General features: G+C 41.3%; 12 protein-coding genes and 1 riboswitch. Of the genes, 2 read left to right on the top strand and 10 right to left on the bottom strand.

Annotated elements, in window-relative coordinates; all coding sequences use genetic code 11:
• Positions 1-41 precede the first annotated feature (41 nt).
• The 7 genes from M1D84_RS03555 to M1D84_RS03525 all read right to left on the bottom strand — a co-directional run bounded on the left by M1D84_RS03555 (position 42) and on the right by M1D84_RS03525 (position 8,248).
• A complete protein-coding gene (locus tag M1D84_RS03555) occupies positions 42-1,052 on the bottom strand; it encodes a LacI family DNA-binding transcriptional regulator (protein ID WP_073207414.1) in 1,011 nt (336 codons plus the stop codon).
• 66 nt (positions 1,053-1,118) lie between these two features.
• A complete protein-coding gene (gene uxaC, locus M1D84_RS03550) occupies positions 1,119-2,546 on the bottom strand; it encodes a glucuronate isomerase (RefSeq protein ID WP_332284897.1) in 1,428 nt (475 codons plus the stop codon).
• Between the two features lie 135 nt (positions 2,547-2,681).
• Positions 2,682-4,436 (bottom strand): HAMP domain-containing sensor histidine kinase, encoded by a 1,755-nt coding sequence (locus M1D84_RS03545; protein ID WP_268415414.1) that lies wholly within the window; start codon positions 4,434-4,436, stop codon positions 2,682-2,684.
• Positions 4,437-4,439: 3 nt separating this feature from the next.
• Positions 4,440-5,162, bottom strand: a complete 723-nt coding sequence (locus M1D84_RS03540) for a response regulator transcription factor (RefSeq protein ID WP_024423448.1) — start codon at positions 5,160-5,162, stop codon at positions 4,440-4,442.
• A 174-nt stretch (positions 5,163-5,336) separates the two neighbouring features.
• The gene (locus tag M1D84_RS03535; protein WP_024423449.1) at positions 5,337-6,152 is read right to left on the bottom strand and encodes an ABC transporter ATP-binding protein; all 816 of its coding nucleotides are present in this window, start codon (positions 6,150-6,152) and stop codon (positions 5,337-5,339) included.
• A 20-nt stretch (positions 6,153-6,172) separates the two neighbouring features.
• A complete protein-coding gene (locus tag M1D84_RS03530; RefSeq protein WP_048237425.1) occupies positions 6,173-7,195 on the bottom strand; it encodes a FecCD family ABC transporter permease in 1,023 nt (340 codons plus the stop codon).
• The gene (locus M1D84_RS03525) at positions 7,196-8,248 is read right to left on the bottom strand and encodes a FecCD family ABC transporter permease (RefSeq protein WP_024423451.1); all 1,053 of its coding nucleotides are present in this window, start codon (positions 8,246-8,248) and stop codon (positions 7,196-7,198) included.
• A 259-nt stretch (positions 8,249-8,507) separates the two neighbouring features.
• Between M1D84_RS03525 and M1D84_RS03520 the strand changes: the two genes are divergently transcribed.
• Positions 8,508-9,446, top strand: a complete 939-nt coding sequence (locus M1D84_RS03520; RefSeq protein ID WP_213405034.1) for an iron-hydroxamate ABC transporter substrate-binding protein — start codon at positions 8,508-8,510, stop codon at positions 9,444-9,446.
• A 243-nt stretch (positions 9,447-9,689) separates the two neighbouring features.
• Here the strand turns inward: M1D84_RS03520 and M1D84_RS03515 are convergent, their stop codons facing one another.
• From M1D84_RS03515 to M1D84_RS03505, 3 genes are all read right to left on the bottom strand, one after another.
• On the bottom strand, positions 9,690-11,096 hold the full coding sequence (locus M1D84_RS03515; RefSeq protein ID WP_041107769.1) for an amino acid permease: 1,407 nt from the start codon (positions 11,094-11,096) through the stop codon (positions 9,690-9,692).
• A 191-nt stretch (positions 11,097-11,287) separates the two neighbouring features.
• Positions 11,288-11,466: riboswitch (Lysine riboswitch) on the bottom strand.
• A gap of 121 nt (positions 11,467-11,587) precedes the next feature.
• The gene (gene sspJ, locus M1D84_RS03510; protein WP_024423454.1) at positions 11,588-11,731 is read right to left on the bottom strand and encodes a small acid-soluble spore protein SspJ; all 144 of its coding nucleotides are present in this window, start codon (positions 11,729-11,731) and stop codon (positions 11,588-11,590) included.
• 81 nt (positions 11,732-11,812) lie between these two features.
• Positions 11,813-12,241, bottom strand: a complete 429-nt coding sequence (locus tag M1D84_RS03505) for a MarR family winged helix-turn-helix transcriptional regulator (RefSeq protein WP_024423455.1) — start codon at positions 12,239-12,241, stop codon at positions 11,813-11,815.
• A 171-nt stretch (positions 12,242-12,412) separates the two neighbouring features.
• On the opposite strand from M1D84_RS03505, the gene M1D84_RS03500 reads away from it, so the two are divergent.
• A complete protein-coding gene (locus tag M1D84_RS03500; RefSeq protein WP_172880319.1) occupies positions 12,413-12,898 on the top strand; it encodes a metal-dependent hydrolase in 486 nt (161 codons plus the stop codon).
• Positions 12,899-13,005: the final 107 nt, after the last annotated feature.

Below are 13,005 nucleotides of genomic sequence, written 5' to 3'. Positions count from 1 at the left end.
AGAAATATGCACACGTGAACATTTTTCTAAGAAGGTGCTGATTACTGCACCTTTTTGACTGAATCTCTAATCATCAGCTCTGTGTGGACATACACTTTTTCCATATGATCCTCTTCTTGCTCTTCACCGTTTATTACTGAAAGGATAGCTTCTGCTCCAAGTGCACACATTTTTTCAATCGGTTTTTTCACCGTTGTCAATGCAGGTGTGGTATAGGACGAAAAAGCAATATCATCAAATCCAATAATAGAAATATCACCTGGACACGTTTTGCCTTTTGCAAATAATGCATTCATTGCACCAATCGCCATGTCATCGTTTGAGCAAAAGAGCGCTGTTGGCGGTTCATCAAGGGCCAGCAGCGATTCCATTGATTCATAGCCGCTTTTCATATGATAATCGCCTTTCATCATATATTCTTTCTTCATAGGTATTTGGTGATCAATTAGCGCTTGCAGGAAACCAGCTTTTCTTTCTTGAGTTGATTTAAAGCCTTCTTTCCCTTCAATGATGGCGATTTGTTCATGACCTTGCTGAATGAAATGGTGTGCAGCCTGGTAAGCTCCTTGACTATCATCTGCTAATATATTCATAACCTCATGACTTTCTACACGGCGATTCAGCACAATGATGGGTATGCCCTGTTTTTTCACATGATGAATAAATGCTTCATCGTGTTCGCTTTGACTCATGAGCAAAATGCCATCGTAGCGTTGTTTATGAATGGTTGTGTAATCGTGAAAGTCGTCAATTCCTCTTACAAAGAGATTATAATGCTCTGTCATGACGCTATTGACACCTTTTAACGCATCCACAAAGAAGCTTGAAGATGTGCCTTCTGTTAAACTCGTAAAAAACAGACCAATTGTGAATGATTTTTGTGATACTAGGCCTCTCGCATGGACATTCGGTGAATAATTCAGCTGTTTTGCAATCGACAAAATCTTTTGTTTTGTCTTCTCTTTAATAAAAGGACTGTTATTCAAAGCCCTTGATACCGTGGTATGAGAGACGTTTGCCAATTTTGCTATGTCTTTAATTGTGACTGTCATGCTATTCCGCCTTTTATGATTTTTTACCATCTTATCATAAAACCGCTTTCATTTTCTTCATGTCATTCAGTTTGGATGCTGGAGCTGCTTTGCCCGGTCAAATTGAAAATACTGCCTGGCATTTTTATAGCTGATTCCTTTCACGATTCCCCCTAACAGTTCAAGATCATAAGGGGCTTCTCCTTTTTCTACCCAATCTCCGATGATATCGCATAGCAGTCTTCGAAAATATTCATGCCTTGTATACGACAAAAAGCTTCGTGAATCTGTCAGCATCCCAATGAAACGGCTGATCAGTCCAATACTGGATAGAGCCATCATCTGCTCTGTCATCCCTTGTTTCGTATCATTAAACCACCAAGCTGTGCCGTGCTGGATCTTCCCAGGTGTCGTCCCGTCTTGAAAACTTCCAGCCAATGTGGAAATCACAACATTGTCCCGAGGATTCAAGGAATAGAGAATGGTTTTTGGCAGTGCCTGTTCTTGATCTAAACGGTCTAATATTCGGCAAAGCGGCTTGGCAATGTCTTCATCATTCATCGCATCATACCCTGTATCTGGCCCAAGCCGCTCAAACATTTTCGTATTGTTGTTCCTAAGCGCATTGATATGCAGCTGCATTGCCCAGCCCCGCTCATAGTAAGCCTGACCTAGCTGAATGAATGTTTGTGTTTTAAATTTGATCTTCTCTTTTTCTGTCAATGAATGACCAGACATTCTTTTATGAAAGATGGCTTCCACTTCTTCTTCCGTCGTTTCTTCAAACGTCATTTCGTTAATAGCATGATCTGAGATCAAGCAGCCTTGTTCATGGAAAAAATCAATTCTTGCGAGGAGAGCTGTCAAAAAGTCTTGATAGGATTGTATTGAAGTAGATGAAGCCTCTGCCAGTTCGTGAACATACACTGTAAATAGGTGATTCGTTATATCTAGAGCCTTGTCAGGCCGAAATCCGGGCAGTACTTGCACAGTGAATCCTTCTTCCCGCAGTTTTTGATGATAACAAAGCGAATCGACTGGATCATCTGTTGTCACGACTGTTTCAACGTTCGATTTCAGAATGAAGTCTCTTGCACCAAAACCCTCTCCCTGCAGCTTTTCATTTACTTTTTGCCAGATGATGTGTGCGGTTTTTTCGTTTAAAAGTTCTTCAACTCCAAAATATCGTCTCAGCTCTAAATGAGTCCAGTGATAGAGCGGGTTTCCAATGGTCATGGGAACAGTCTTCGCCCACGCCAGAAATTTCTCATAGTCTGAGGCATCCCCTGTGACGTGCGATTCGGGTATGCCATTTGCTCTCATGGCACGCCATTTATAATGATCTCCGTAAAGCCATGCTTCGGTGATATTATGGAAGGTTTTATTCTCATAGATTTCTTTGGGGCTTAAATGACAATGGTAATCTATAATTGGAAGGTCCTTTGCAAACTCATGGTATAGCTTTTCCGCCGTTTGACTGTTGAGTAAAAACTGATCATCTAAAAAGGCTTTCATCAAACTCCCCCATCTCTCTTATAGATAAAAATAATTTGTTCACGTTAACAATTTTATTGTAATCGTTTACAAAATTGATTTCAATCCTAAAACAGGAAAAAACGATCTCCTTTAGAAAAGAAAATCGTTTTTTGGCTATTTTACAGGTGATGATTTTTTTAGGATAATCGCAATAGTTGTTCCAATGCCTAGTTCACTTTCAACTTGAATGTCACCGTCATGCAGCAAGACGAGCTCTTTTGCTATCGCAAGCCCGAGACCTGTTCCGTTCGTTGGATCGTTTGTATTTGTCCCTCTGTAATAGCGGTTAAATAGGTGATCCACCGTTTCCTGTGCCATTCCGCGGCCATTGTCTTTCATTTCGATTCGAACTTCTTCATTTGTTTCAGATAAAACAGCTGTAATATGTGTGCCTTTTTCGTTATGCTTCACTGCATTCGCCAGCAGGTTCTCAATCACTCGTCTGAACCATGCTTTATCGATCTCAAATATGACACCATCTGTTTGATCTTCAAAGGAGGATGGATAATCCTCAGAAGAAGAGCTTCTTGAAAACTCGTCCATAATGGAAGCTAAAAATTCACTGAGTTCAACCGGTTTCCGATTAATAGGCAGGGCACCATTCTTCAATCGGTACGTGAGGTTTAAATCCTCAATCAGTGTTGACATGTATTCTGATTTCTCACGAATCACCTGTCCCATTTCCATGACTTCTTCCTTGGACCATTGATATTGATCGGATTCAAGCATGAGTCCATAGCCGTAAATCGTACTTAGAGGCGTTTTCAAATCATGAGACAATCCTGCAATCCATTCTTCCCTTGTGGTTTGAATTTTTCTTCGGTTTGCTTCATTCTCTTTTAATGTAAGTGTAAGCTGCTCCATTGTTTTTAGGATATCCTCAAATAATCGGTATTCCCGCTTAATACGGCCTTTTTTATTTTTGCTGACTGGAATTCCCTTTCTATTTGTTGGTTCCTGCAATTTATTTTTTGATAAGAAAATCAGCCAGCGAATAATGTGATAAATTGGCAGCCCATAACGATACGAATACCATAATGTCATGACAATAATAATAGTGAGTGCAAGACCTGCAATTAAGATGGTTGTATATTGATTTAAAGCGTCTCTCTCTTTATCGTAAAGCTCGTCCGGGCTGTATACTTTATTTGGTACTGAAACGATGATATATAGTTTTTTATTCACTTTTATATAAGTGAGGTCACTTCTAAACTCCCAAGGCTTCGATTGATACTTGAGCAGTTCAACATCTGTTACGTTATGTTTCAAATCGGTGTTGGCTCGAATGCCTTTTAAATATTTTCCTTCGTCATTGAACAAATGAACTGATCCGTTCATTCTCTTCAAGAATTCTTTCGTTTCAACCGAATATTGAGATAATGCAGCCAAATTTTTCTCGTGCTGTTTCAGATAATTGGCTACCTTTGTGCTGTTCGTTTTGAACCCATATAACACAATAAAGCTTTCTTGATCAATCTCAATGGGCCAGAAGTACATCTTGTAATCTTTAAATTCTTTTTTTTCAAAGATCTTGATCATTTCATCCTTTTGATAGGATGTTGGAATGGATTTAGGGCGGTGATAGCTATAAACAGTATTCTTTTTTGAATCAATCACTTGCAGCCAGCCGTCTCGTTTTTTCACTGCTTGCTTGAGCTGATCGTCGGCTTCCATTTTTCCATCCTCGTTAAAATAAAGCCAGCTCATGAGTGTATCTCCATCAGCTTTTGTTAAACCAGTTTCAGCCATGTTCTCGTATTGTTTTGTTATATATAAATTTTCAGAGAACGTCTGCCCGATCGTCAGAATGGCAATCACAATAAACATTTGTCCGACAAAGTGAAAGAAAAGTTTTGATCGTAAATTCATAAATTATTGAAGGACCTTTGCAGGGTGGGGTATAAATTTATATCCCATACCACGGATCGTCACAATATATTCTGGCTGACTCGGATCTAATTCAATCTTTTCTCTCAGCTTTCGAATATGAACCATGACAGTGTTGTTATCACCATATGATGGGACGCCCCATACTTTCTCATAGATTTGATCTTTTGAGAGTACCACATTCGGATGGTCACAAAAGTACTTCAGCAAAGAAAGAAGCTGAGCAGAACATGCCGTCACCTCTCCTCTTACTTTCAATTCGGCTGCATGAGGATGATAGGAGAAATGGGCATAATGATATTGGCTTTGAGTGTCTTCTTGCTCCTCCTGTAAGGAGATATATGTTCGATTTAGGTGAGCCTTAATTCTAGCCACTAGCTCAAGCGGGTTAAATGGCTTCGTGATGTAATCATCTGCCCCCTGTGCAAAGCCCGTCAGTTTATCGACATCAGACGTTCTTGCAGTTAAATAGAAAATAGGCACTTTCGTTAACTTTCTGATTTCAGGCAGAACGTCAAAACCAGACTTACCGGGCATCATTACATCTAGAAGTAAGAGGTGGATGTCCTCGTTTTTGACAATATCTAATGCTTCATCTGCATGGTAGGCTTTATAAATATGCTTGAATCCTTCTTTTTTTAATACGCGTTCAACCATTTTCACAATTGCTTCTTCGTCATCTGCAATCAATATTTTTGCTGTTTCCACGCATCTCTTTCCTTTCTAGCATGATCTCTAACCGTATATTACCATTGTCTAAAGTAAAAAAGTACCTCTTTTCTGCATAAAAGCGAAAAAATATCAACTGGAGAAAATGGAAGGACTAGGAAGTTTCAAACATGCAAAAAAACCCGGTAGCTGCACCGGGTTCCTTTACATCTATTATCCATTCACAGCTTCTAACTTTCGTTCATGATTCATTAAGTCATATGTTAAACAGATCGGCTTATTCGTTCTAGGATCAAGCACAATTTCTGCATCAATATGGAATACCCGACTGAGTACATCTTTGGTCATGACCTCATGAGGCGTACCATCTTTTATGACTTTCCCTTGATTGAGGGCAATCATGTAATGTGAAAAACGCGCCGCATGATTCAAATCATGGATGACCATCAACACAGTTCGGCCCTGCTCCCTATTTAAGCGTTCTAACAGCTGAAGAATCTCGAGCTGATGTGCAAGATCCAAATACGTCGTAGGTTCATCTAATAGGAGCAGCTCTGTTTCTTGGGCAAGTGCCATCGCAATCCATACACGCTGACGCTGTCCGCCGGAAAGTGCTTCAATTGGCCGATCATGAAAAGCAATCATTCCCGTTTCCTCAAGTGCCCACCTAATGATTCGTTTATCTTCATTTGATAAGCGGCCAAACCCATTTTGATGCGGGAAACGTCCATATGACACGAGCTCATACACTGTCAATCCACTTGGTGCTTCGGGCGTTTGCGGTAAGATCGCCATTTGTTTTGAAATTTCTTTTGTCGGCGTCTCATGGATAGCCTTGCCATTTAAGTAAACAGCTCCTCGATTGGATTTCATAATACGAGACATCGTTTTTAAAATGGTTGATTTCCCGCAGCCATTCGGTCCAATCAGTGTTGTCACCTTGCCTTTTGGGATACTGACATTCAAATCTTCTACAATCAAACGGTCTTGATAACCGATACAAAGCTTTTCTGTTTCGAGTGATTTCATATGTTGTCTCTCCTTCCTCATTAGTTCGATTTCATCAATAAGTAAATGAAGTAAGGTGCGCCTAAAGCAGAAACGACAAGGCCAACTGGCACTTCTGATGGTGCAAGGATGACGCGGCCAATTGTATCTGCCAGTAATAATAACAGCGCGCCAATCAGCGCGGAGGCCGGTATCATTCCTTGATGCTTTGGCCCAACAAGCTTTCTAGCTAAGTGCGGTGCGGCTAATCCTAGGAAAGAGATACTTCCTGCAACAGCAACACTCGCACCTGCTAATGCAACGGCAATCAGCATGAGAAGGCTTCTTTCTTTATGAACAGAAATGCCCAATCCATAGGACAGCTGATCACCTAAATTCATAATGTTTAAGTAGCGTGATCTGACAAGCGCTAATATAAGGAAAATCAGCATCCATGGCAGAACAGATAAGACGTACGTCCAGCTCGAGCCATAAATGCTTCCAGATAACCACACGATGGCTTGGTTAAAATCATTTGGGCTCATTTTCAACTGGATGACCACAATTGCTGCTGAAAACGCAGCATTCACACCAATACCAGTTAAAATCAATCGAACAGGTGTGATGCCTTTTTTCCACGCTAACACATAGATGAGAAATGCAGCAAAGCCTGCACCTACGAACGCGAAAAGCGGCAGTACAAAAATCGTAAAATCACCTAAATTTGTCATCGTGCCTTGAAATGCAAAGATAAATAGCACAACGGCAAAACCAGCACCGGCATTGACACCGAGAATACCCGGGTCAGCTAAACCATTTTGAGAAACACCTTGCCAAATCGCTCCTGATACAGCGATAGAAGCGCCGACAAGTAAAGCGATGACCATTCTTGGAAGCCTGAACTCGAATAATACGAGTTCATCCATTTCACTTCCGAATCCAAAAAGTGTTTTTAATGTATCCATCGGAGAGATTCGAATTTCTCCGGTATTTAAACTAATGAGAAACACAGCTACGATCGCGAAAAAGATCATGAGCATCGTTCGTTGATACTTCTTTTTCTTTGCTTGCTGCACCATTTCCATTTAAATCCCGCTCCTTTCACGTCTAGCTAAGTATAAGAAGAAAGGAACGCCTATAATCGCAGTAATGGCACCGACTGGCGTTTCAAACGGAGCGTTGACCAGCCTTGCAGCAATGTCTGCATAAATTAACAAAGTGGCTCCTAAAATAGCAGAGCATGGGATAATCCAGCGGTAGTCCACTCCAACCAAGAATCGAGTGACATGAGGGATCACAAGCCCAATAAAACCAATAGAGCCTGCTACCGACACGGCAGCACCCGTTAAAAGAATAACAACCAATATACCAAGCACCTTGACCGTTTTTGTATATTGTCCAAGTCCTTTCGCCAGTTCTTCACCTAAGCTCAAAACCGTGATCGAACGGGCAAGGATCATTGCAATGATTAGTCCTGCAATGGCAACTGGAATGATGATATGAATGTTACTCCAATTCACACCTGCCACTCCGCCAGCATACCAAAAGCTCATATCTTGAGCGACGTCAAAACGGATGGCAATGGCTGAGGAGATGGAGCTCAAAAGTGCTCCAACCGCTGTACCAGCTAGTGCGAGCTTTACAGGAGTCAGCCCCCCTTTTGACATAGTACCGACACCAAATACAATAGAGGCACCGAGTGCGGCTCCAACAAATGACCAAAGAATTAATGTAAAAGAAGATTGGCCAGGGAAAAATGCTAATGCAATGGCAATCGCAAATGCGGAGCCATTTGTCACGCCCATAATCTCAGGTGACGCAAGCGCGTTTCTTGTCATTCCTTGCATAATGGCACCTGATACGGCTAAAAAGGCACCGACGAGGGCAGCTCCAACTGTACGCGGCAGCCTCAATTCCCGAATGATTTGATGTGAAGTTTGATGTGGATCAAAATGAAAAACGGCTTCCCATACAGTCTGTAGATGAATGTTTGCCGCTCCTAATGATACTGATAAAAAAAGACCAAATGCTAAAGCGATCATTCCTATGATGATAACAGCTGCTGTTCCAAAAGGCTTCGTGACAATATCGATCGTATCATCGCTGGCTGGCAGCTGTTTATTCGATTGTGAGCCCAAAACCAGTCTCTTCCTTTCCGTTCATGTCTATTCTGTATTAGTGATAATGATTATCAATCTCGAAGTCTAGTATATCACTTTCTTTTCTTTTTGAAATCACTGTTCTGATAAATTTCTTTATTTTCGGCAAAAAACTGTGAGAATTTCATCATTTTTCTTTTGGTTCTAAATTAGCCGATGCATTTTTGTTCCTATCATGTTACGATAAAACTGAAAATGAGAATCATTATCAAAGGAAAGTGAATAGGAGAGAACTTTTGTGAAAAAACGAACTGGATTTCTTTTGATTTCTTTATCCATCCTTATGATCTTTACAGCCGCCTGCGGCAGCACTTCAAATAAACAATCTGCAGAGAAAAAGAATGACATGATCACCTATCAGGATGCCAAAGGTGAAGTGAAGCTACCGAAAAATCCGAAACGAATAGTGCTTCTTGCAGAAAGCTATTACGGGGACCTCGTCACACTCGGCAAGACGCCGGTTGCTACAACATCACCCATCTTTAAAAACCCTTTTTATAAAGGGAAAACAGATGGAGTGGAAAATCTCGGAAGGACCCCATCAGTCGAAAAGGTAGCCGCTTTGAAGCCAGATATGATCATTGCATGGGGAGAAGACGAGAAGTTTGATCAATACAAAAAAATCGCCCCAACTGTAGCGGTTAAATACAACCAATATTCCTTCAAAGACCAGCTAAAAGAATTCGGTAAAATGACAGGTACACCAAAAAAAGCAACAGAATGGATCACGAAATGGGATACCAAAATTGCTGAGGTGAAACCAAAGGTAACAAAAGCGGTCGGCAGCAAAACGGTTTCGATCGTATCGCCATTTGATAAAGGTATTTATATTTTTGGAAACACCTTTGGCCGCGGGGGCGAAATCATTTATGACGAGCTGAAATTAAAAGCACCGAAGGCCGTCAAAAAAGAAGCAATCGACAGCGGTGTCGGCTATGCAAACATTTCTCTTGAGAAGCTGCCAGAATTCGCAGGCGACTATATTTTCACAGGTCCATGGAGCGGCTCAAAAAGTAATGGTGACCAAGTGTATCAAAGCAGCATTTGGACATCACTTCCTGCCGTCAAAAATAAACGTGTATTTGAAATAGATCCCGTCGGTTACTTCTTTAATGACCCAGTGTCACTAGAAGGTCAGCTAGAGTTCATTGTGGACCGATTGACATCTGCATCATAAAAAAATGTTTCTCCAGAGATGGAGAAACGTCCAAATTATTGACAAAGGGATAAAATGAGCTTTATTTTAGCCCTTTGTCTTCTTTTCAGCGTGATAGAAAACCTTTGCAGTCTAGGAAGGACGAGTACCGGAGCGGAGCGAATTGAACATTCGTGAGCACCGAAGCGCAGACCTGACAACGAATGCGAGGGTTTGTCTACACGCTGAACGTTTCTCCAGAGATGGAGAAACGTCTTCCTTATCTTATACCGTTTCTTTGGCAAATCCTTTTGACATAAGTGGATAAAGCAAAATACCCACTAAGAATAGACCGATTCCAAGACCAAAAGTTTTCAAGTCGGCTGTTCCTGAAATAATGACCCAAGCTGAATATCCCATCGCAACAAGTGCAATGATACCGTCTCTTGTTCGATTCCCTTTTTGAAGCTCATATGTGTCACCTTGCATGATGACCTTAAAGCTGTAGATGGAAGACACAATATACGGAATAAGATACGCAAGTGTCGCTGATGTGGTTAAAAAGGTAAAAGCTTCATTAATCGTACGTGACATCACAGAGAAGATAAACAGCTGTGACATAATATTTGTAACAGTCAAAGCGAAAGCAGGGCTTCCTTTTTTGTTTGTTTTTGCAAATACTGCTGGAAAATCACCAGCCTTTGCTGCTTGATACGGTACTTCTGAACCAAGTAAAATCCAGCCAAGCATCGAACCAAACAAACAAATAATCGCCAGCAGCGCCATGACAATTCCGCCAGCTGGCCCAATAATAAGCTGAAGCACATCCACGAATGGTTTGTCAGAGCCTTGCAATTGATCATGCGGCAGAACGCCCATTGTAATCAATGTGATAATCATGTAGATCGAAAGTGCGATTAAAAGACCTGTAATCGTCGCACGTTTCACATCACGCTGTGAGGATGCTCTTCCTGATAAAATGACAGCTGATTCAATCCCAATAAATGCCCATAGTGTGGAAATAGCCGCATGATGAATTTGGCCACCAAGTCCGAGCACTCCTTCTCCGCCTGTTTCAACTGGGAAGTAATAATGTTCAAATAATGCCGTTTGAAATGCAAATAATCCAGCTACAATAAAAAGGACGAATCCAAGCACCTTCGAAAAGGTCGTAATAAAATTCAATTTACTTGCAGCACTTAAGCTAGTGATTAAAATGGTATGTGTTCCCCATAGAAGAAGGGTACATACGATAAACGTCATGAGCTGGCCAAGTGTGACCGCTTCTTTTCCAAAGGTAAAAACTTCAGTCTTCACGGTGAGAATAGGGAAAAAAGTCGTCAAATAACCAGCAAGGCTTGTAATAATTGCGACATTACTAATCCAGCTTGCCACCCAATATCCCCAAACCATTGTAAAACCGGCCGCTTTCCCTTTTTTCGGATCTTTAAAAAGCGCCCTTGCATAACTTTGTGGTCCAGCCGTCAGCTGCGGCTTATGAATGGACAAATGCCCAAATACAAGCGCAATCATCAGCACACCGCCGCCTGTGACAAGCCATGCCATCGTCACACCTAAAGGACTGGCGTGCTGGGCAAGCGTACTTGGCAGCATAAAGATGCCTGAACCTACCATATTTCCGACGACAAAAGCCGTCAATAACCAAAAACCCCATTTTTTTGTCTGTTCCATTTCCGTACCTCCGTTTTATTCACTTTGGACCAGACCCGGCAGTATCTTCATTGATATATTTGTGAAGCAATGACTTGCATTCTTTATGTTCATCATGGATTACTTATTCACAGCATACCCTTATTTTTGTTACTCAGAACATAAAAAAAAGCCTGAACAAAAGTCCATGCTTTTCAAAACATACACCTTGATCTCCGGATAGCCCTCCACGCTTCAAAGACGTGGCAGTCCTGCATTTATTCAATGCAGACCCAGCATAAAGAAAGTTGGAGCTCTCTTTACACTTCGGCGCTGATGCCTTTTTTCTCATGATCTACGATTCCATCTCTCCTATGAGTGACTCATCATCCGCGCAACCTCTACCTCACTGAGACATAGCGTGAGGATTTCTATTCATTTTTACTACACGAAGGTTATCAAACATTCTCACATCTGTCAAAGGGAAAAACATAGAAAAAAGGCAGAGAACGGTTTCTCTGCCCTTTACATGCTTATTGTTGGTTGTTTTTCTTCTTTTGTACAGCTTCCTGAAGCGGATCGCCTGCTAGCTCTTTACTTGCTTCCTCTAACAGCTGATCTACCTGCTGATGGTTTTTCTCACTTTTCGCCTTTTTATCCTTTTGGAAAAATGACATCGCTGTTTCCTCCCTTTTCATAAAATGCGGTTGCCTGTTTAATTTGCGCTACAGCGCTCAGCATTATACAAGGGAAGAGGCTCAATCATCATGAAAGGTCTGTCTCATTTTTTGCAAGTACGACAGAAAGGTTTTTAAATCATCCTTTGTGAAGTCTGACATCATATGCTGAATCACTTTTCCGAAAAGACGTGTATGCTTTTCATAAATCGCCATCCCTTTTTCCGTGACTTCTAAACGAACAAGTGATGAATCGTCCTTGTCCCGTTCTCTTTGAATATAACCCTGCTCACATAATTTATTGAGTGCAATAGAGGCTGCACCAGGGTTTAAAGAGAGTCTTTGCTTCAGCTCTTCGGCATGTGATACTTTGCCTTGTATCAAAATAGAAAGAGCATATATCTGCGGGGGTGTGATGTCTTTCTCTAACTCAAGTAACTTGCGGTTTAATTTACGGCTGACTTCATAATGTACAAGAACAATTTCTTTTAAAATGTCTGCATTACCCATCCGAATCGCATCCTTATCGTTAGTATCAACATGACTTCTCCCTTATTATAGAATGTTTTTCCATTCAGCCAACCATTTTGGCCTCTTTTTCTTTAGAAATAAGCCTTGCTGAATGAATCCACCCTTGATATAGTGAGTACTTGAACTAAAGATAGAACAGGAGTACGCATCATGACAGGAAAAACACACATCATGGGCGGAGTTGCCGCCTCTACAGCCGTTGCCTACTATTATGGATTTGACCCAGTGACGATGGCTGCTGCTGGATCAGTTGGTGCCCTGATCCCTGACCTTTGCCATACAAAAAGTAAAATCGGCAGAAAATTCCCGCTGCTCTCGACACTGATCAGCAGTGTGTTCGGTCATCGCACGTTTACACATAGTTTATTATTTTTGCTGATCATTTATTTTCTAGCGACAACATACATTCCAAATGACAGCCTAAGTATCGGTTTACTAGTCGGGATGGCAAGCCATCTCATCCTGGATGCAGGAACAGTGAACGGGATTAAATTTTTATTTCCAGCTTCCATTAAAGTGCGTCTTCCCTTCTATGTCAAAACAGGCAGCACAGGAGAACAAGTCGTACTAGCTGCTCTTACCGTCGTTACCTGCTATTACATCGCCGTCATCTGCGGCATATCCATCCCATTCTAATGAATCAAAAAGAGTTTTTCCGAAAAAACAGGATATGAATTGATCATTCCTCATTTTTTTAGTAGGTTTAAGATAAGTGTTTTTGCCTTGCAGCTGAATACAGAATG

This window comes from Bacillus sp. PK5-006 (genome assembly GCF_054161415.1).
Note: the sequence above shows the minus strand (reverse complement) of the source record. Positions and strands in the feature narration are given on the sequence as shown.